Origin of the sequence: Streptomyces sp. NPDC057616 (assembly GCF_042800575.1) — a bacterium.
Classification (GTDB): Bacteria; Actinomycetota; Actinomycetes; order Streptomycetales; family Streptomycetaceae; genus Streptomyces.
This window is the reverse complement of record NZ_JBHVGU010000072.1, coordinates 1-19,038: the sequence shown is the minus strand read 5'-3', so window position 1 is coordinate 19,038 and position 19,038 is coordinate 1. Positions and strand designations below refer to the sequence as shown.

At 71.9% G+C, this 19,038-nt stretch carries 16 protein-coding genes; 1 reads left to right on the top strand and 15 read right to left on the bottom strand.

The features are described from left to right. From ACFU97_RS44825 to ACFU97_RS44755, 15 genes are all read right to left on the bottom strand, one after another. On the bottom strand, positions 1-997 hold a 997-nt coding region (locus ACFU97_RS44825), incomplete at its 3' end, for a sugar phosphate isomerase/epimerase family protein (protein ID WP_384268765.1). Next, positions 994-2,061: an SCO3242 family prenyltransferase gene (locus tag ACFU97_RS44820; RefSeq protein WP_384268762.1), complete on the bottom strand. Its 1,068-nt coding sequence runs from the start codon at positions 2,059-2,061 to the stop codon at positions 994-996. The genes ACFU97_RS44820 and ACFU97_RS44825, both read right to left, overlap by 4 nt. Next, positions 2,058-3,236 (bottom strand): inositol-3-phosphate synthase, encoded by a 1,179-nt coding sequence (locus tag ACFU97_RS44815; RefSeq protein WP_384268761.1) that lies wholly within the window; start codon positions 3,234-3,236, stop codon positions 2,058-2,060. Before ACFU97_RS44815 ends, ACFU97_RS44820 begins: the two co-directional genes overlap by 4 nt. 74 nt (positions 3,237-3,310) lie before the next feature. Beyond that, positions 3,311-4,666, bottom strand: coding sequence for a ThuA domain-containing protein (locus tag ACFU97_RS44810; RefSeq protein WP_384268760.1), 1,356 nt, complete (start codon positions 4,664-4,666; stop codon positions 3,311-3,313). A gap of 14 nt (positions 4,667-4,680) precedes the next feature. Then, positions 4,681-7,185 carry a PQQ-dependent sugar dehydrogenase gene (locus ACFU97_RS44805; RefSeq protein ID WP_384268758.1) on the bottom strand — a complete coding sequence of 835 codons (2,505 nt, stop codon included), beginning with the start codon at positions 7,183-7,185 and terminating at the stop codon, positions 4,681-4,683. Positions 7,186-7,268: 83 nt separating this feature from the next. Then, positions 7,269-8,273 carry a sugar phosphate isomerase/epimerase family protein gene (locus ACFU97_RS44800; protein ID WP_384268756.1) on the bottom strand — a complete coding sequence of 335 codons (1,005 nt, stop codon included), beginning with the start codon at positions 8,271-8,273 and terminating at the stop codon, positions 7,269-7,271. A 15-nt stretch (positions 8,274-8,288) separates the two neighbouring features. Then, a complete protein-coding gene (locus ACFU97_RS44795; RefSeq protein ID WP_384268755.1) occupies positions 8,289-9,497 on the bottom strand; it encodes a Gfo/Idh/MocA family protein in 1,209 nt (402 codons plus the stop codon). A 59-nt stretch (positions 9,498-9,556) separates the two neighbouring features. Next, positions 9,557-10,597 carry a substrate-binding domain-containing protein gene (locus ACFU97_RS44790; protein ID WP_384268775.1) on the bottom strand — a complete coding sequence of 347 codons (1,041 nt, stop codon included), beginning with the start codon at positions 10,595-10,597 and terminating at the stop codon, positions 9,557-9,559. A gap of 38 nt (positions 10,598-10,635) precedes the next feature. Continuing rightward, on the bottom strand, positions 10,636-11,655 hold the full coding sequence (locus tag ACFU97_RS44785; RefSeq protein ID WP_384268752.1) for an ABC transporter permease: 1,020 nt from the start codon (positions 11,653-11,655) through the stop codon (positions 10,636-10,638). Beyond that, on the bottom strand, positions 11,652-13,169 hold the full coding sequence (locus tag ACFU97_RS44780; RefSeq protein WP_384268750.1) for a sugar ABC transporter ATP-binding protein: 1,518 nt from the start codon (positions 13,167-13,169) through the stop codon (positions 11,652-11,654). Before ACFU97_RS44780 ends, ACFU97_RS44785 begins: the two co-directional genes overlap by 4 nt. A gap of 197 nt (positions 13,170-13,366) precedes the next feature. Beyond that, positions 13,367-14,548 (bottom strand): ROK family protein, encoded by a 1,182-nt coding sequence (locus ACFU97_RS44775; protein WP_384268747.1) that lies wholly within the window; start codon positions 14,546-14,548, stop codon positions 13,367-13,369. Positions 14,549-14,726: 178 nt separating this feature from the next. Next, the gene (locus tag ACFU97_RS44770) at positions 14,727-15,404 is read right to left on the bottom strand and encodes a GntR family transcriptional regulator (protein WP_384268745.1); all 678 of its coding nucleotides are present in this window, start codon (positions 15,402-15,404) and stop codon (positions 14,727-14,729) included. A 140-nt stretch (positions 15,405-15,544) separates the two neighbouring features. Next, on the bottom strand, positions 15,545-16,483 hold the full coding sequence (locus ACFU97_RS44765; RefSeq protein WP_384268744.1) for a beta-ketoacyl-ACP synthase III: 939 nt from the start codon (positions 16,481-16,483) through the stop codon (positions 15,545-15,547). A 163-nt stretch (positions 16,484-16,646) separates the two neighbouring features. After that, positions 16,647-16,781: a hypothetical protein gene (locus ACFU97_RS44760; RefSeq protein ID WP_384268742.1), complete on the bottom strand. Its 135-nt coding sequence runs from the start codon at positions 16,779-16,781 to the stop codon at positions 16,647-16,649. Further along, on the bottom strand, positions 16,750-18,081 hold the full coding sequence (locus tag ACFU97_RS44755) for an OFA family MFS transporter (RefSeq protein ID WP_384268740.1): 1,332 nt from the start codon (positions 18,079-18,081) through the stop codon (positions 16,750-16,752). Before ACFU97_RS44755 ends, ACFU97_RS44760 begins: the two co-directional genes overlap by 32 nt. A 215-nt stretch (positions 18,082-18,296) precedes the next feature. On the opposite strand from ACFU97_RS44755, the gene ACFU97_RS44750 reads away from it, so the two are divergent. Further along, a partial coding sequence (locus ACFU97_RS44750; protein WP_384268738.1) for a 2-dehydropantoate 2-reductase occupies positions 18,297-19,038 on the top strand: 742 nt, incomplete at its 3' end.

Here is a 19,038-nt window from a genome sequence, read left to right as displayed (position 1 = left end):
GGCCCTCTAGAGAAAAAAAGGGGGGGGGGGGGGGGTAAGAACAAAAGAAAAACGGCGCCCCCTGGGGGGGGGGGGGGGGGCGCCCCCGGCCTCCCCCCGAGGGGAATCCCCCCCCCCGGGCGCCCCGGCGCAGGAACGGCAGGGAGTGCGCGGCGAAGTGGGGGCCCGCGTGGGAGTGGCGGGGCAGTTCGACGACGGTCAGTCCCTGGTAGCCGGTGGCGGCCAGGGCCGCGAGGACGGGAGGGAAGTCGATCTCCCCGTCGCCGAAGGGGAGGTGCTCGTGGACTCCGCGGCGCATGTCCTCGATCTGGACGTGCCGCAGCCAGGGGGCGGCGGCGCGGACGCAGTCGGCGGGAGGGAGGGGTTCGAGGCACTGGCAGTGGCCGATGTCGAGGGTCAGTCCGAGGTGCTCGGGGTCGCCGAGCAGACGGCGGAGGTGGTGGAAGTCGGCGAGGGTGCCCAGCAGATGGCCCGGTTCGGGCTCGACGGCGAGCGGGACGCCGGCGGTGGCTGCGGCCTCCAGCACGGGGGTGAGGGTCTCGGCCAGGCGCTGCCACGCCGTGCCGGTGTCCGTGCGGGCGGGCGTGACGCCGCTGAAGCAGTGCACGGCGTGGGCGCCGAGGTCGGCGGCGACGTGCACCGCGCGGATCAGCAGGTCGACGCGCCGGGCCCGGCCGCCGGGGTCCGGGTCGAGCAGCGACGGGCCGTGCTTGCGCCGCGGGTCGAGCACATAGCGGGCGCCGGTCTCCACGGTGACCTGCAGTCCGAGCGCCGCCAGCCGTCCCGCGACCCGGTGGGTGCGTTCGGCGAGGCCGGGGGCCAGCGGGTCGAGGTGCATGTGGTCGAGGGTCAGTCCGACGCCGTCGTAGCCGAGGTCGGCGAGGAGGGCGAGGGCGTCGTCGAGGCGGAGGTCGGCGAGGCCGTTGGTGCCATAACCGAGGCGGAGGGGGGTGAGGGTGTTCGGGGTCCGCGGGGCCGTCCCGTTCACCGCGCTCAAGTGACGCTCACCGTCCTCGCGAACCTCCTGCCGAGCGGGGCCAGGGCCGCGACGAGCAGCGCGCACGGACCGGCTCCGGAGCGGGCGGCGAGGGCCGCCTGGAGGGGGACGGTGGCGCGGATGCCGCCGGCGACGGCGCGTTGGGTGAGCGGGGGTGAGGGATTGAGGGTGGCGTGGAAGTAAGGACGGGCGGCGGTGGCCAGGTAGGCGGCGGCGAGGGCGGGACGCAGCGCTGTCGCGGCGGCTTCGGCGGGGGTGCGGGTGGGCGTGCCGCCTGGCTGCGATCGGGGACCCGGCTTCACGGCGCCCGTCACGGGCCCCGAGCCCGACTCCGAGGTACCGAGGAGAGGCGTGGTGCCCGGCAGGCCGTCGGGGGCTGCTTCCCGTCGGTCTGCCGGGGGCTGGGGAGGGCGGCCGGTCAGCAGCCGGGTGAGCACGCCGGTGGCGGCGAGCGCGGCCAGCGGCGCCAGCGGTGAGCCGCCCCGGGTCTCCCGGCGGGACACGGCCGTCACCGCGAGGGTGTGCGTGCCGAGGAGGGCCGCGGGGCCGAGTGCCGTGCGGGGAGCGCCTGTTGTGGCCGCCGCGCCGAGGAGCAGGTCGAGGCCGCGGGCGGCGGCCATGGCGACCGGCCCGGCCGGAGTGTGCTTCAGGGCGAGGTCGTAGGCCCAGACGGTGGCCGCGAGGGGTGCCGCGACCGCGAGGGCGGGGCGGCCGGCCCGCGCGGCGAGGGCGAGCCCGGCTCCCGTGAGGACGCAGGCCGTCGACAGCGCGGCGGCCGGATGGATGCGGCCGGAAGGGAGGGGGCGGTGCGGGCGTTCGGCGGCGTCCTCGGCGCGGTCCGCCCAGTCGTTGAGGGCCATGCCGGCCTCGTAGAGGCAGAGGGAGGAGCCGATGGCCAGCAGGGTGCGGGAGTTGGGGGCCGCGGCGGTGGCCGCCGCGCCGGCGAGGGCGTCGCCCGGGACCGTGAACAGGGCCGGGAGGCGCAGCAGTTCGGCCCAGGCCCGGGCACGGGCGCGGCCCGCGCCGGCGGAGGACCGGGGTGCCCCGGCGGCCGCGCTCGTCACGACTCCTCCGGCCGGCGGCCGTCGCCCGCGCCCGTGGAGCCGGTCTGCTCCTCGCGCAGGCGTGAGGCGAAGGCGGTCAGGGCCGCGTACTGCTCCCCGAGCGCCGACGGTCCGTCGCCCACCGGGTCCTTGAAGTAGAAGCCGAGTGCGCCGAGCGGGCCGGACAGCCCCGCTTCGTGGGCGCGCGCGGCGAGCCGGGCCAGGTCGAGGACCAGCGGGGCGGCGAGCGCCGAGTCGCAGCCCTGCCAGATCGTCTGCAGGATCATGCGGGTGCCGAGGAAGCCGTCGAAGGCGATGTGGTCCCAGGCGGTCTTCCAGTCGCCGAGGGCGGGGACGTCGTCGATGTGGACCTCGCCCTCGGGGGTCATGGCGAGGGTGTCGGCGAGGACGCGTTCCTTGCCCGCGTTCTTCGCCGCCGCGGCGCCCGGGTCGGCCAGGGCGGCGCCGTCGCCGCCGCCGAGCAGGTTGGTACCGGACCAGGCGCGCACGTCGAGGGCGCGCTGCGTGAACATCGGGCCGAGGACCGAGCGCAGCAGCGTCTGGCCGGTCTTGCCGTCACGGCCCGCGTACGGCAGGCCGCCGGCTTCCGCCGCCGCGGACAGCGCCGGGTGGTGCAGGCCCGTGGAGGGGGTGAAGTTGACGTAGGGGCAGCCCGCGCGCAGGGCGGCCGCCGCGTAGAGGGAGCTGGGAGGCAGGGCCGCGCCCGTGGCCGGGGGCTCGGTGGAGGCGACGTTCACCACCACGGCACGGCTCAGGCCGCACCGCCGTACGAAGTCGCCGATGTCCGCGGCGAACGCGGCGATCAGTTCGTCCTCGGTGCGGGTGTCACCGGGGGTGGGGCCGCCGGGTCTGATCTCCCGGTCCGCGGCGGCGAGTTCGGACGCCACCGCCGTGGGCAGGCCCGGCGGGAGGACGCCGCCGGCCGCGAGGGCCTCCGCGCGCTTGGGCAGCGGGCAGTCCAGGGTGTCGTGCCCGCCGAAGACGAGGGCGGTCAGGGGCGGCAGACCGGCCCCGGCGAAGACGGGGGTCTCGGTGACCAGGCCGACCGGTGGGTGCAGGCCGGCGGTGAGGGCGGCGCAGCCCGCCACGACGGTGGTCGCGACGGAGCCGCGCGCGCCGATCAGCCAGACGCCGACGCGCTCGGGAGAGGGGGATTCGGGTACGGACGCGGACATGGGCAGCCTCCTTGTCGGGCGCGTCGTGCCGGGAGACGGCGGGCGGGGGTCCGGCGTCCCCCGCCCGCCGCCGATCAGTCGCCCTTGACGGGCAGTTCCTTGATCCGGATGTCGCGGAAGGACACCTGGTCGTCGGCTCCGTGGTTCTGGATGCCGATGTGTCCGTCGACGAGGCTCCGGGCCGGATCGGTGTTGGTGAAATCGTTGATCTTCACGCCGTTGAGCCAGATGCGCAGGCGTTCGCCCTCGACCCGGATCTCGTACGTGTTCCACTCCCCCGGCGGGTTCAGCGCGCGGTCGCGCTTCTTCAGGTCGGCGGACCGGAAGCCGTAGACGGACCCCGTGGTCTTCTCGGGTACGTCGGTGGCGTCGATCTGCACCTCGTAACCACGGTTGACGGCGGACCACGGGTCGTCCGAGGGCGGGAAGCCCACGAACACACCGGAGTTGTCGTCGCCGTCGGCGCCGGCCATCTTCCAGTCGAGCTTCAGGGAGTACGAGCTGAAGCCCGAGGTGGCGTACCAGAGCAGGCCCATGCCGCCCGACGACGTGAGTGTGCCGTCGTCGGCGAGGTTGAAGGAGCCCGGGCCCGCCTGCTGCCAGCCGTCCAGCGACGCGGCCGTGCCGTCGAAGAGCGGCCGGTAGCCGTTCTCCGGGCGGCAGTCGGCCTGTGCGTCGCCGATCGCCCACCGGATGCCGCCCAGCAGGTGCTGCCGGTAGGCGGGTTCGGCGTACGACTCCTTGGTGTGGCCGAGGCCCGTGTAGAAGGCGCGGCCGCCCTGGTAGTTCTGGCACCAGGAGATCGGGTGGTCGCCGTTCATGGTGCCGCCGGTGTAGGACGACTCGTCGAGCGAGGCGAGGACGTGGGCCCGGTCCCGTGGATCGGAGCGGTAGTTGTACCACTCGTCCGTGCGGTCCCAGGTCGGTCCCAGTCCTGAGGTGGCGGGGTGGGAGCGGTCCTCGACGTTCACGGTCGCCTGCTGGATCGCCGGGTGCGACTGGAACCAGGCGCCCGCGAGGCCGCCGTAGAACGCCCAGTCGTACTCGGTGTCGGCGGCGGCATGGACGCCGACGTAGCCGCCGCCGTGCCTGATGTAGCTCTCGAACGCGCCCTGCTGGGCGTCGTCGAGGACGTCGCCCGTCGTCGACAGGAACACCACGGCGTCGTAGCGCCCGAGGTTCTTCGCGGTGAACGCACCCGCGTCCTCGGTCGCGTCGACCGCGAAGCCGCCGCTCTCGCCGAGCTGTTTCACCGTCTCGATGCCGACGGGGATGGAGTCGTGCCGGAAGCCGGCCGTCTTGGAGAAGACCAGCACCCGCTTCCCGGCGGCGGAGTGCTCCCCGGTGTGCGAGGAGGCGGGTCCCGAGACACCGCCGAGCAGCAGCCCGGCACCGACAACCACCGTGGCCAGTCGTCTTGTTGAGCGCATCACGTGCCCTCCTCTCAGCCGGTCGTGAAGGTGAAGTCGTCGACGTCGAACAGCGCGCCCGCCCCGCCCTTGAAGACCAGGTAGAGCGTGGTCGTGCCGCGCGGCGCGCGGGACAGGTCGGCGCTGACGTCCTGGAAGTTCTCCCAGCCGCCGGTCACGGGCACGGCCGCCTTGCCGAGCAGGGTGCCCTTCGCGGAGCCGGCCCTGATCTCGAGGGTGCCGCCCGCTCCGCCGGACGCGATGCGCGCGGTGACCTTCTGGGCGTTGTTCAGCACGTACGGCGTGAAGGAGATCCAGTCGCCGTTGTCGATGTCACCGACGGTCTTGCCGCCGTGCGCGGTGGCCTTGCCGACGACGCTGACGCCGGAGGAGCCGCCGAAGTGCTCGGCCTGGCGGTGCCGGGGCTGGAGCACGTTCCGGTCGTGCGTGGTGAGCGCGGCCTGGCCGCCGCCGCCGTTGTCGGTGTACTCGGCGTCGAGGACCCCGAAGATGTTGGCGTCCTCGTCATGACCTCCGTCGGCACTGGTCTGGATGGTGCCGCTGCATCCGGTGGCCGAGGTCAGCGGGTGGCCGTGGGTGTCGTGGCCGAGGACGAAGGTGACCTTGACCTTCGAGCAGTCGATCGCCGTGCCGTCCTCCGGGTCGGTGACCCTCACCTTGAACGGGACCGGGTCGCCGAAGCTGAACAGCTGCCCGTCCTTGGGGAGTTCGATCGACACGCTGGGCGCGGTGTTGCCGACGACGATCTGCACGCTCGCACTTCCGGTGCGGCCGGTGGTGTCCTTGGCCGTCAGGGTCGCGGTGTACGTGCCGTTCTTCTTGTACGTGTGCGCCGGGTTGGCCGCCGTCGACGTGCCGCCGTCGCCGAAGTCCCAGCTGTAGGTGACCGCGTCACCGTCCTGGTCGGAAGTTCCGGCGGAGGAGAACCGCACCTTCAGCGGGGCCTGCCCCGAGGTTCTGTCCGCCGCCGCCTGGGCCACCGGTGAGTGGCCGTCGGTGGCGTTCTCGATGCGGTACAGGCCCGAGTTCTCGTCGCCGCCGAACCACGCGGTGCCGTAGTCGAGGACGTAGAGCGCTCCGTCGGGGCCGAACGCCATGTCCATCACCTGGGTGCCGGTCCACGGGAAGGCGTTGATGGACTGGACGGCGCCGCTGCCGTCGCTGACGATCCGCTTGATCCAGCGGCGGCCGAACTCCCCGGCGAAGAAGTTCCCGTCGTAGGCCTCGGGGAACTTCACCGGCGAGTCGAGCGAGGCGTCGTAGTGGTAGACCGGGCCGCCCATCGGGGACTCGGAGCCGTCCCCGAACTCCGGTACGGACGCGCCGTCGTAGGGGATCCAGGCGGGCTGCGCGGGCGGCAGGTCCGTCAGGCCGGTGTTGTGCGGCGAGGTGTTCTTCGGGGCGTTGCAGTCGAAGCTCGCCCCGGACGCCTTCGTCGCGAAGTCGTAGTCCACGTAGGCGTCGTTGTCGCCCGTGCAGTACGGCCAGCCGAAGTTGCCGGCGGCGGTGACCCGGGCGAACTCGACCTGGCCGCCCGGTCCGCGGGACGGGTCCGCGGCGCCCGCGTCGGGGCCGTAGTCGCCGACGTAGACGATGCCGGTCTTCTTGTCGACGCTGAAGCGGAACGGGTTGCGGAAGCCCATCGCGTAGATCTCGGGCCGCGTCTTGTCGGTGCCGGGCGCGAAGAGGTTGCCGTCGGGGATGGTGTACGAGCCGTCGGCGGCGACCTTGATGCGAAGGATCTTGCCGCGCAGGTCGTTGGTGTTGCCGGCCGAACGCTGGGCGTCGAAGGCCGGGTTGCGGTCGGCGCGCTCGTCGATGGGGGTGTAGCCGTCGGACTGGAAGGGGTTGGAGTCGTCGCCCGTCGACAGGTACAGGTTGCCCGCGGCGTCGAAGTCGATGTCCCCGCCGACGTGGCAGCAGATGCCGCGCGACGTCTTCACGTCGAGGACCTTCTTCTCGCTGGACGCGTCGAGGGTGCCGTCGGCGTTCAGGGTGAAGCGGGAGAGGCGGTTCACGCCGTCGAAGGGCGCGAAGTCGGCGGCGGTGCCGGTCTCGGGGGCGTCGCCCGCGGGGGTGTCGAGCGGGGGCGCGTAGTAGAGGTAGATGGCCCGGTTGTTCGCGAAGTCCGGGTCCACGCCCACGCCTTGGAGGCCCTCCTCGTCGTGGGAGTAGACGTCGAGCTTGCCGATCAGCCGGGTGTTGCCGGCCGCGTCCGTCATGCGGAGTTCGCCGTCGCGCGAGGTGTGCAGGACCGAGCGGTCGGGGAGTACGGCGAGCGACATGGGCTCGCCGACCTCCGGTTCGCCCTTGGCGAGGGTGACCTGCTGGAAGTCCTCGGCCGCGGCTGCCGCCGGAGCGGCCCCCGGGCCGGCGACGGCTGCGCCGGCCTGGGGAGCGGTCAGGGAGAGTGACGCTCCTGCGAGGAGCACGCCGCCGAGGAGGGCGACGGCCCTGCGGAAGCGGTGTCTGTGGGCCTCGATTCTGTCGGTGCTGGTGGTGCGGGTGTTCCCGTGCACGAATGCCTCCAGTGGGGGCCGGTTGTACGGGCGGGGTGCAGTACGCCGGGATGCGCCGTCATCCCGGAACGCTCGGATGTGGTCTAGTCGTTGCCGCCGAACGCCGCGTCGAAGGAGGCCGACGGCGGCTCGAAGTCGTAGGCCTTCAGGCGGGTCAGGGCCTCGGGTGCGCCCTGGAGCCGGTCCATGCCGGCGTCCTCCCACTCGACCGAGACGGGGCCCCGGTAGTCGATGGAGCGCAGCATCCGGAAGACGTCCTCCCAGGGGACGTCGCCGTGTCCGGCCGAGACGAAGTCCCAGCCGCGGCGCGGGTCGCCCCAGGGCAGGTGGGAGCCGAGGCGTCCGTTGCGGCCGTCGAGGCGCTTGCGCGCCTCCTTGCAGTCCACGTGGTAGATCCGGTCGCGGAAGTCCCACAGGAAGCCGACCGGGTCGAGGTCCTGCCAGACGAAGTGGGAGGGGTCGAAGTTCAGGCCGAAGGCGGAGCGGCCGTCAACTGCCGCCAGGGCACGGTGTGTTGTCCAGTAGTCGTAGGCGATCTCGCTCGGGTGGACCTCGTGCGCGAACCGCACGCCCTCCTGGTCGAAGACGTCCAGGATCGGGTTCCACCGCTCGGCGAAGTCCTCGTAGCCGCGCTCGATCATCGACTCCGGGGCGGGCGGGAACATCGCGACCAGGTGCCAGATGGCGGAGCCGGTGAAGCCGATGACGGTGTCGACGCCGAAGGCCGCGGCGGCCCGCGCGGTGTCCTTCATGCGCTGCGCGGCGCGCTGCCTGACGCCCTCGGGGTCGCCGTCCCCCCACACCTCGCGCGGCACGATCGCCTGGTGGCGTTCGTCGATGATGGCGTCGCACACGGCCTGGCCGGTCAGATGGTTGGAGACGGCCCAGCACTTCAGCCCGTACTTGTCGAGCAGCTGCTTCCTGGAGTCGAGGTAGGAGGGGTCTGCGAGCGCCTTGTCGACCTCGAAGTGGTCGCCCCAGCAGGCGAGTTCGAGGCCGTCGTAGCCGAAGTCGCGGGCGAGGCGGCAGACCTCCTCGAGCGGCAGATCGGCCCACTGGCCGGTGAAGAGCGTGAACTGGCGCGGCATGGTGCTCGGACCTCCTCAGAGGGCGACGGTCGTGTAGACGGAGTTCTTCTCCGCGCTCTCCTCCACCGCCGCCAGCACGCGCTGCACCTGCAGCCCGTCGGCGAAGGAGGGGTCGGGGCGGCGGTCCTCGGCGATCGCATGGACGAGGTCGCGGGCCTGGTGGACGAAGGTGTGCTCGTAGCCGAGGCCGTGGCCCGGCGGCCACCAGGCGTCCAGGTAGGGGTGGTCGGGTTCGGTGACGAGGATGCGGCGGAAGCCGGCGTGCGTCCCGGGTTCCGTGCCGTCGTGGTACGACAGCTCGTTGAGCCGCTCCAGGTCGAAGGCCAGCGAGCCGCGCGTGCCGTTGAGTTCGATGCGCAGGGCGTTCTTGCGGCCGGTGGCGTACCGGGTGGCCTCGAAGGAGGCGAGGGCGCCGGAGGTGAAGCGGCCGGTGAACAGAGCGGCGTCGTCGACGGTGACCTGCCCGGCGCCGGCGGACTGCACCGCGGACAGGCCGCTGGAGGCGCCGACGGGCAGCGGCCGCTCCCGTACGAAGGTCTCCGTCATCGCGGACACCCCCGCCAGCCGTTCGCCGGCCAGGTACTGCGCGAGGTCGACGATGTGCGCGCCGAGGTCGCCGAGTGCCCCGGAGCCGGCCAGCTCCTTGCGCAGCCGCCAGGTGAGCGGGAACTCAGGGTCCACCAGCCAGTCCTGGAGGTAGGTCACCCGCAGGTGCCGCAGGGTGCCGATCCTGCCCTCGGCGACCATGTTCCTCGCGAGCGCGGTCGCCGGGACCCGGCGGTAGTTGAAGCCGACCATCGCCAACTGCCCCCGGCGCTCGGCGGCCTGGGCCGCCGCCGTCATCGCCTCGGCCTCCTCGACGGTGTTCGCGAGGGGCTTCTCGCACAGCACGTGCTTGCCCGCGGCGAGCGCGGCGAGCGCGATCTCGGCATGGCTGTCGCCGGGGGTGCAGATGTCGACGAGGTCGACGTCGTCCCGCTCCACCAGGGCCCGCCAGTCGGTCACGGCCGTGGCCCAGCCGTGCCGGTCGGCGGCCCGGCGCACGGCGTCCGCGTCCCGCCCGCAGATCACGGACAGGACCGGGCTCAGCGGCAGGTCGAAGGCGCGGCCCACGGTGCGCCAGCCCTGGGAGTGGGCGGCGCCCATGAAGGCGTAGCCGACCATGCCGACGCGCAACGGCGGCTTCGCGGCCTCCGGTCCGTCCGGCTGCTGGGGCTGTCCCATACGGATGTCCTCCTCGTCCTGGTGGTGATGGCGCCGTGGGGGGTGCGGGGCGGGTTCGGTCAGCGGAAGCCCGTGGGCATGTACTGGTCGACGTTGTCCTTGTCGACGACGGCCGAGTAGAGCGTCAGGGAGGCCGGGATCTCGAACTCCGAGAGGCCGCCGATGCCCTTGGACTGGCCCAGCGCACGGGCGAGGTCGATCGCGGAGGCGGCCATCGTCGGCGGGTAGAGCACCGTCGCCTTCAGGACGCCGTTGTCCTGCTTGATGGCCTGGAAGGCGGAGAGCGCGCCCGCGCCGCCGACCATCAGGAAGTCGTCGCGGCCCGCCTGCTCGATGGCGCGCAGCGCGCCCACGCCCTGGTCGTCGTCGTGGTTCCACAGGGCGTCGAACTTGGGCTGCGCCTGCAGGAGCTGGGCCATCTTGGCCTGCCCGGACTCGACCGTGAACTCGGCGGCCTGGCGGGCCACCTTCTTGATGTTGGGGTAGTTCTTCAGGGCGTCGTCGAAGCCCTGGGTGCGCTGCTTGGTCAGCTCCAGGTTGTCCAGGCCGGCCAGTTCGACGACCTTGGCGCCCTTCGTGTCCTTGAGCTGCTCGCCGATGTACGTGCCGGCGTTGAGCCCCATGCCGTAGTTGTCGCCGCCGATCCAGCAGCGGTACGCCTGCGGGGAGTTGAAGATGCGGTCGAGGTTGACGACCGGGATGCCGGCCCGCATCGCCTTCAGCCCGACCTGGGTGAGGGCCTTGCCGTCGGCGGGCAGGACGACCAGCACGTCGACCTTCTTGTTGATCAGGGTCTCGATCTGGCCGATCTGGGCGGCGGTGTCGTTGGAGCCCTCGGTGATCTCCAGCGTGACGTCGGAGTACTTCTTCGCGCGGCTCTTGGCGTTGTCGTTGATCGCGTTGAGCCAGCCGTGGTCGGCCTGGGGGCCCGCGAAGCCGATGGTGACGTGCTTGCCGGGCTTGTCGTCGGCGGAGGGCTGGTCGTTCGCGGCCGGCTTCTCGTCCTTGGACTCGTTGCTGGTGCAACCCGCGAGGAAGGCGGTGGCGGAGACGGCCGCGGTCCCGAAGAGCAGGCCTCTGCGACTGGTGGTGGGTGACATGGCACGGGTGGGTTGCGACATGGGTAGTGACCCTTTCCTCAGGTCGTGCTGGCGGTACGGCGCTGGACCAGCACAGCAGCCACGATGATCGCGCCCTTGGCGATCTGCTGGACGTCGCTCTGCAGGTTGTTCAAAGCGAAGATGTTGGTGATCGTCGTGAAGATCAGGACACCGAGCACGGAGCCGGTGATGGTGCCGCGACCCCCGCTGAGCAGCGTGCCGCCGATGATCGCGGCCGCGATGGCGTCCAGCTCGTAGAGGTTGCCGTTGGTGTTCTGGCCGGAGCCGGACAGGATGATCAGCAGGAAGGCGGCGATGCCGCAGCACAGCCCCGACAGCAGGTAGAGGTAGAGGCGCTGGCGCCGTACGTCGATGCCGGCGAGCCGGGCCGCCTCCGCGTTGCCGCCGACGGCCACGGTGCGGCGGCCGAAGGTGGTGCGATTGAGGATCAGCCAGCCGATGACCGTCACGATCGCGAAGACGATCACGAGCGGAGGGACGCCGAGCACGTAGGCGTCGCGCTCCCCCAGGTCCAGGACGCCGCTGATGGTGACGATCTGCGTCTTGCCGTCGGTGATCTGGAGCGCCAGGCCGCGCGCCGAGGCCAGCATGGCGAGGGTGGCGATGAACGGGACCATGCCGCCGTAGGCGATGAGCAGTCCGTTGACCAGGCCGCAGCCGACGCCGACGATCACCGCGGTGAAGAGGATGCCCGCGAAGCCGTACTCCTGGGTGGCCACCGTCGTCGCCCACACCGAGGCGAGCGCGACGATCGCGCCGACCGACAGGTCGATGCCGCCGGAGGTGATGACGAAGGTCATGCCGACGGTGACGACGCCGATGACCGAGGCCTGGGTGAGGACGAGCTGGAGGTTGCGGGTGTCCAGGAACTCGTCCGGTTTGGTGATCCCGCCGATCAGGACCAGCACGGCGAGGACGCCGAGGAGCGAGAGGGTACGGACGTCGGCGCGCGCGAACAGGCCGCGCCAGGACGGCGTCCGGCCCACCGGCGGCACCTTGTCGGTGTTGTCCCGTGGCGGGGAGGCATGCTGCGTCATGAGGCCGGGCTTCCTTCCATGACCAGGTCGAGTACGCGGTGTTCGTCGAGTTCGCGGGCGGGCGCGGTGTGCACGACACGGCCCTCGCGGAGCACCAGGACGCGGTCGGCGAGGCCGAGCACCTCGGGGACCTCGCTGGAGACCAGCAGCACGGCGAGGCCCTCGTCGGCGAGACGGCGGATCACGGCGTACAGCTCGGCGCGGGCGCCGACGTCCACGCCCCGGGTCGGCTCGTCCAGCAGCAGCACCCGGCAGCCGCGCAGCAGCCAGCGCGCCAGGACGGCCTTCTGCTGGTTGCCGCCCGACAGGGTGCGCACCGGCACGGACGGGTTGTCGGGCCGCAGCGACAGCTCGCGGGTGGCCGCCCGCGCCGCTCCGGCCTCGGACTTCCGGTCGATCCAACCGCCGTGCGAGAAGCGGGACATGGAGGACACGGAGACGTTGCGGGTGACGGATTCCAGCATCAGCAGGGCCTGCGCCTTGCGCTCCTCGGGGGCGAGCCCGATCCCGGCGCGGACGGCCGCGCGCACGCTGCCGTTCCGCAACGCCCGCCCGTCGACCCGGACCTGACCCGCGGACGCCTTGCGGGCGCCGTAGATCGTCTCCAGGACCTCCGAGCGCCCGGAGCCGACAAGCCCCGCCAGTCCGACGATCTCGCCGGGGTGGACGTCCAGGTCCAGCGGCTCGAACTCGCCGTGCCGGGTGAGGCCGCGCACCTCCAGCACCGGCGTGCCGGCCGGGGCCGAGGCGGGGCGGTCCGGGAAGACGTACTCCACGTTGCGGCCCGTCATCAGCGCGACCACCTCGCGGGTCGGCGTGGACTTCGCGGGCAGCCCGCCCGCGACGGCCCGGCCGTCCTTCAGCACGGTCACGCGGTCGCCGATCCGCCTGATCTCCTCCAGCCGGTGGGAGATGTAGACGACGGCGACGCCCTCGGCGGTCAGGTCGCCGACGATGCGGAAGAGGTTGTCGACCTCGTCCGGGTCGAGGGCGGCGGACGGCTCGTCCATCACGATGAGCCGTACGTCGTGGGAGAGCGCCCGCGCCATGGACACGATCTGCTGCTGTGCCGCCGACAACTCTCCCACCAGCCGGGCGGGTTCGATCTCCGGATGCCCGAGCCGCCTGAGCAGGGCGGCGGTCGCGTCCTTGGCCGCCTTGGACCGTACGACGAAGCCGGCGGCCGTCGGCTCGTGCCCGAGGTGGACGTTCTCGGCCACCGACAGATGCTCCACCAGGTCGAGTTCCTGGTAGATGGTGGCGATGCCGAGGCGCATGGCGGCGATCGGCGAGCGCAGGGTGACCTCCTCGCCGCGCCAGCTGATGGTTCCGGTGTCGGGCTGGTGGGCGCCGGCCAGCACCTTGATCAGGGTGGACTTGCCGGCGCCGTTCTGGCCGAGCAGGCAGTGCACTTCGCCGGCCTGGACGTCGAGGTCGACGCCGTCGAGGGCCCGGACCCCGGGGAAGGACTTGGTGATGCCGGACATGCTGAGCAGCGGTGGTTCTGGAGCCATGCGGATCCCCTTGGCGGGCGTGCGGGCCGGTTTCAGGGCGTGTTCGGACAGCCGTGTGCAGGGCAGGGCGAAGCGGAGCGCTGTGCGGGGGTGCCCGGTGCGGGCAGGTGCCGGATGCCCGGCGGGAGTTGATGCCGGGTACGAGGTACGGGCCGGTGGTGCGGGTGCGAGCTGGTTACCGGGTACGGACCGAGTGCTTACGCGGGTGAGAACAGGTGGTCGCTGATGAGCCGGGCCGCGCCGATGACTCCGGCGGTCGGTCCCAACTCCCCCAGCACGATGGGCAGGTTGCCCGTCGCCAGGGGCAGCGACTGACGGTAGACCTGGGTGCGGATCGCGGCGAGCAGGGTGTGGCCGAGGCCGGTCACCCCGCCGCCGATCACCACCAGGCCCGGGTTGAAGAAGGAGACCAGTGCGGCGATGACCTGGCCGGTGCGGTTTCCGCCCTCGCGGATCAGATCGAGGGCGGTGGCGTCGCCGGCGGCCGCGGCGGCGGCGACGTCGACGGCGCTCAGGGCGCCGTTCGCCTCCAGCCGGCTCGCGAGTTCCTCCGACCGCCCCTGCTCGGCCGCCTCCACGGCGTCACGGGCGAGGGCCGCCCCACTGAAGTGTGCTTCCAGACAGCCCCGGTTGCCGCAGGCGCACGGGCGTCCGTCGGGCACGGCCTGGATGTGCCCGATGTCGCCCGCGCTGCCCGTCGCCCCGCGGTGGACCTCCCCGCCGGCGACGATGCCGCAGCCGATGCCGGTACCGATCTTGACGCAGAGGAAGTCGCCCACGGAGCGTGCGACGCCCGCGTGCATCTCCCCCATCGCCATCAGGTTCACGTCGTTGTCGACCATGACCGGGCAGCCGAGTTCCTGGCTGAGCGCCTCCCGCACGGGGAAGCCGTCCCAGCCCGGCATGATCGGCGGAGCCACCGGGACGCCCTCGGGGAAGCGGACCGGCCCCGGGACGCCGATGCCGGCCCCGTCGAAGCCCTCCGCGAGCCCGGAGGCCCTCAACTTGGCGGCCATGGACAGGACTTGCTCGAAGACCGCGACCGGCCCCTCGCGTACGTCCATGGGCTGGTTGAGGTGTCCGAGGATCTCCAGCTCGGCGTTGGTGACCGCGACGTCGACCGAGGTCGCGCCGATGTCCACGCCGAGGAAACGCAGTTCGGGATTGAGCCGGATGTTGTGGGAGCGGCGGCCACCGCGCGAGGCGGCGAGTCCGTCGGCCACGGCCAGGCCCGTCTCCAGCAGCCGGTCCACCTCCACGGCCAGCTTGGACCGTGACAGGTCGACCTGGTCGCCCAGCTGCGCACGGGAGTTGGGGCCTCCGTCACGCAACAGCTTGAGCAGCTTGGCCTGGTGAGCATTCGCGGGTCGTGCCGTCATGCGTCTCACGAGCCCCTCCCCGCCTCAATCGGCCACGCCTGTGTTCGGGCTTTCGAGGGGAACGTAGCAGTGGCCGCCGAACCTGGGAAGAAGCTGTGCACGAATTGCTGCCGACTTTCTCCACTGACAGGACAAAGACGGGGACGCGCCGCTCCCCGACCCAACGGCCGTGGGGTGGCTACGACTTCGCGCGCTCGTGGTACGAACGCCGCGTGTGCTCCGTGTGCTCGCGCATCAGCCGGGTGGCCCGCTGCTCGTCCCGCTCCACGATCGCGGCGATCAGCGCGCGGTGCTCGATCCAGGACTGGCTGCCGCGCTGCCTGGCGATCGGCGTGTAGTACCAGCGCACCCGGCGGTCCACCTGGGCGGCCAGCTCGGACAGCACGGCGTTGCCGGCGAGCTCCATGATCTTGGTGTGGAAGCGGGCGTTCATGCCCACGGCGCCGTCCACGTCGTCGGCGGCGACGGCCTTCTCGCCCTCCGCGCACAGGTCCTCGAGGGCCTTGATGCCCGCGGCGTTCGCGTTGGCCGCGGCGAGCCGGGCGGCCTCCGCCTCCAGGAGGGTGCGGACCGTCAGGAGCTGGTCGGCCTCCTCCTCGGTGGGCTCGTGCACGAACGCGCCCTGGGCGGGCCGCAGATCGACCCAGCCCTCGGTGTTCAGGCGCTGCAGCGCCTCGCGCACCGGCTGCCGGGACACCCCGAGATGCCCCGCGAGTTCGCTCTCGACGAGATGCTGGCCGGGCTGCAGCGCGCGCGTGGTGATGAGTTCGAGGAGCGCCTCGTAGACGCGGTCGCGCAGCGGGCCGGGCCGTTCGAGCTTGGGCACCGCGCCCTGCGGCAGTCCTGTCGACAACATCGGTCGGTCCCCCTCCTTGGCGGCACGGAGCAACCTGCAGCCGGAAAGCCAGTATGGATTGTCTTTCGTCTACAGTCTACGGCGCACAGCTGCCAGCCGGACGGGGAGTTGTATGTGTCACACCATGCCGTAGCCGCAGGTCACGGGCAGCGGACGACCTGGCCGGCGTAGGAGAGGTTTCCGCCGAAGCCGAAGAGCAGGACCGGGTCGCCGGTGGAGATCGCGCCCTGTTCGACGAGCTTGGAGAAGGCGAGCGGAATGCTCGCCGCCGAGGTGTTCCCGGACTCGGAGACGTCCCGTGCGACGACGGCGTTGACCGCGCCGAGCTTCTCGGCGAGGGGCTCGATGATGCGCAGGTTCGCCTGGTGCAGCACGACCGCGGCGAGGTCCTCGGGCGCGAGCCCGGCGCGCTCGCAGGCCTTGCGCGCGATGGGCGGCAGCTGGGTGGTCGCCCAGCGGTAGACGCTCTGGCCCTCCTGGGCGAACCGCGGCGGAGTGCCCTCGATCCTTACGGCGTGCCCCATTTCGGGCACCGAGCCCCACAGCACGGGACCGATGCCGGCGTCGTCCGTCGCCTCCACGACGGCGGCCCCCGCGCCGTCGCCGACGAGCACGCAGGTGGTGCGGTCGCTCCAGTCGGTCACCTCGGACATCTTGTCCGCGCCGATGACCAGCGCGCGGCCCGAGGCGCCCGCCCGCACCGCGTGGTCGGCGGTGGCCAGGGCGTGGGTGAACCCGGCGCAGACGACGTTGACGTCCATCGCGGCGGGCGAGGGGATGCCGAGCCGGGCGGCGACCCGGGCGGCCATGTTGGGCGAGCGGTCGACGGCGGTCGAGGTGGCGACCAGCACCAGGTCGATGTCGCCCGGCGCGAGGCCGGCCGCCGCGAGCGCCTTGGCGGCGGCGTGGCCGGCCAGCTCGTCGACCGGCTCGTCGGGCCCGGCGATGTGGCGTGTGCGGATGCCCACCCGCGACGTGATCCACTCGTCACTGGTGTCGACCATGCCCGCCAGGTCCTCGTTGGTGAGCACCCTGGCGGGCTGGTAGTGGCCGACGGCGGCGATGCGCGAGCCGTTCATGCGGTGGTCCCCCTCGTTGCTTTGGGTAGCGGATCCACCAGTCTGATCAGTGACTCACGGGTACGGCGGCAGCCGAGCAGACAGGATTACGGCGTCCGGGTTGTCGGATTCTGTCAGGCTCTCGGACGCCCGAACACCTGCCGAACAGTCACCCGGCGCCGTCTCACCCCGTGAAGAGCTGGGTCGCCTTCTGGATGAGCTCGTACAGGCCGTAGACGAGCGGTGCCCCCACCCACAGCCAGGCGAAGGCGATCAGCGGGCGTCGGTCAGGCGGACTCTGGCTGCTGTCGTGCGACATCGGCGGCCTCCCTCGGCGCGGGGATGTGGTGGCGGGCGTTGACGGGGCGGACCAGCTCGTTGGCGACGAAGCCGACGACGAGCAGCCCGATCATGATGAGGAAGGACACGCCGTACAGGTCGGATCCGTGCTTGCCGGCGCTCTCCTGCCGGTCGGCGATCCAGTTCACGATCAGCGGCCCGAGGACGCCGGCCGTGGACCAGGCGGTGAGCAGCCGGCCGTGGATGGCACCGACCTGGTAGGTGCCGAAGAGGTCCTTGAGGTAGGCGGGCACGGTGGCGAAGCCGCCGCCGTAGAAGGAGAGGATCACCAGCGCGCACAGGACGAACAACGGCTTGGAGGAGTCGCCGAACAGCGCGATCAGCGCGTACATCAGCGCGCCGACGCCCAGGTAGACGCGGTAGATGTTCTTGCGGCCGATCAGGTCGGAGGTGGAGGACCAGCCGATGCGGCCCGCCATGTTGGCGGCGGACAGCAGCGCGACGAAGCCGGCCGCGGCCGAGACCGACACGGGCGTGGAGGTGCCGGCGAAGAAGTCCGTGATCATCGGGGCGGCCTTCTCCAGGATGCCGATGCCCGCGGTCACGTTCATGCACAGCACGAGCCACAGCAGCCAGAACTGCGGGGTGCGCACGGCGCTGCGCGCGGAGACCTGCGGGCCCTGGAGGACGCTCGGCGCGCCTTCGACCGGCTTCTCGGTACGCGGGACCCGCACCAGCAGCACGCCCAGGGACATGAAAACGGCGTACGACAGCCCGTGCACCAGGAACGCGAGCGCGATCCCTGAGCTGTCGGTGCCGAACGACTCCAGCATCTGCGCCGACCACGGCGAGGCGATGAGCGCGCCGCCGCCGAAGCCCATGATCGCGATGCCGGTGGCCATGCCGGGCCGGTCCGGGAACCACTTGATCAGGGTGGAGACGGGCGAGATGTAGCCGATGCCGAGGCCGATGCCGCCGACGAAGCCGTAGCCGAAGACGATCAGCCAGTACTGCTCGGTGGCGGCGCCGAGCGCGGAGAGCAGGAAGCCGGAGGAAAAGCAGATCAGGGCGACGGTCATCGCCCAGCGCGGGCCCTTGCGTTCCACCAGCGTGCCGCCGAACGCTGCCGACAGGCCGAGCATCACGATGCCGAGCTGGAAGGGCAGCGCGCTCTGCGTGCCGCTGAGACCCAGTGCGGACTCGAGGGGCGGCTTGAACACGCTCCAGGCGTAGGCCTGGCCGATGGAGAGGTGGACGGCGAGCGCGGCGGGGGGAACGAGCCAGCGGCTCCAGCCCGCGGGTGCGACGGGGGGACTCATGATCCCGAACCGTAGGCAGTCGCACGGTTGTTGAAAAGGCGACAGGTCGACCGTATGCGGTGAACGGTATCCAGGACGCGACGAACGGTCGGACCGACCGGTTTCCCAAAGCGTGCGCGACCCCTTGCTGCCCCCCTCCCCATACTGTAGACAATATTCAGTCGACGAAGTTCGACGACTCCTCGGTACCCTCGACCGAACGGAGCTCCCTCGTCATGAAAGTCGCAGTCCTCGGCGCCGGTGCGATCGGCGCCTACGTCGGAGCCGCGCTGCATCGCGCCGGCGCCGACGTGCATCTCGTAGCCCGTGGACCGCATCTGGCGGCCATGAGGCAGCACGGAGTCCGGGTGCTCAGCCCGCGCGGCGACTTCACCGCGCGCGCCCACGCCACCGACGACCCGGCCGAGATCGGCCCGGTCGACTACGTCTTCCTCGGCCTGAAGGCCAACTCGTACGCGGCGTGCGGGCCGCTGATCGAGCCACTGCTGCACGGCGGCACGGCGGTCGTCGCCGCCCAGAACGGCATCCCCTGGTGGTACTTCCACCGGCACGGCGGCCCCTACGACGGCCACCGCGTCGAGAGCGTGGACCCGGACGGCGCGGTCAGTGCGGTGCTCGCGCCCGGGCGGGCCGTCGGATGCGTCGTCTACGCGGCGACCGAACTCGAAGAGCCGGGTGTCGTACGGCACTTGGAAGGCACCCGGTTCTCCGTCGGCGAGCCCGACCGCAGCATCTCCGCGCGCTGCACGGAGTTCAGCGAGGCCATGGTCGCCGGCGGGCTGAAGTGCCCGGTGGAGCCGGATCTGCGCAACGACATCTGGCTCAAGCTGCTCGGCAACATCTCCTTCAACCCGATCAGCGCGCTGGCCCGCGCCACCATGCGGCAGATGTGCCTGCACGGCGGCACCCGCAAGGTCATCGAGACCATGATGGCCGAGACGCTCGCCGTCGCCGAGG

Bases quoted from the DNA above. Each gene is read 5' to 3' on its own strand.
- ACFU97_RS44815 (WP_384268761.1), bottom strand. From the start codon at position 3,236: ATGTCCGCGTCCGTACCCGAATCCCCCTCTCCCGAGCGCGTCGGCGTC.
- ACFU97_RS44810 (WP_384268760.1), bottom strand. From the start codon at position 4,666: ATGCGCTCAACAAGACGACTGGCCACGGTGGTTGTCGGTGCCGGGCTG.
- ACFU97_RS44800 (WP_384268756.1), bottom strand. From the start codon at position 8,273: ATGCCGCGCCAGTTCACGCTCTTCACCGGCCAGTGGGCCGATCTGCCG.
- ACFU97_RS44795 (WP_384268755.1), bottom strand. From the start codon at position 9,497: ATGGGACAGCCCCAGCAGCCGGACGGACCGGAGGCCGCGAAGCCGCCG.
- ACFU97_RS44790 (WP_384268775.1), bottom strand. From the start codon at position 10,597: ATGTCACCCACCACCAGTCGCAGAGGCCTGCTCTTCGGGACCGCGGCC.
- ACFU97_RS44785 (WP_384268752.1), bottom strand. From the start codon at position 11,655: ATGACGCAGCATGCCTCCCCGCCACGGGACAACACCGACAAGGTGCCG.
- ACFU97_RS44780 (WP_384268750.1), bottom strand. From the start codon at position 13,169: ATGGCTCCAGAACCACCGCTGCTCAGCATGTCCGGCATCACCAAGTCC.
- ACFU97_RS44775 (WP_384268747.1), bottom strand. From the start codon at position 14,548: ATGACGGCACGACCCGCGAATGCTCACCAGGCCAAGCTGCTCAAGCTG.
- ACFU97_RS44770 (WP_384268745.1), bottom strand. From the start codon at position 15,404: ATGTTGTCGACAGGACTGCCGCAGGGCGCGGTGCCCAAGCTCGAACGG.
- ACFU97_RS44765 (WP_384268744.1), bottom strand. From the start codon at position 16,483: ATGAACGGCTCGCGCATCGCCGCCGTCGGCCACTACCAGCCCGCCAGG.
- ACFU97_RS44760 (WP_384268742.1), bottom strand. From the start codon at position 16,781: ATGTCGCACGACAGCAGCCAGAGTCCGCCTGACCGACGCCCGCTGATC.
- ACFU97_RS44755 (WP_384268740.1), bottom strand. From the start codon at position 18,081: ATGAGTCCCCCCGTCGCACCCGCGGGCTGGAGCCGCTGGCTCGTTCCC.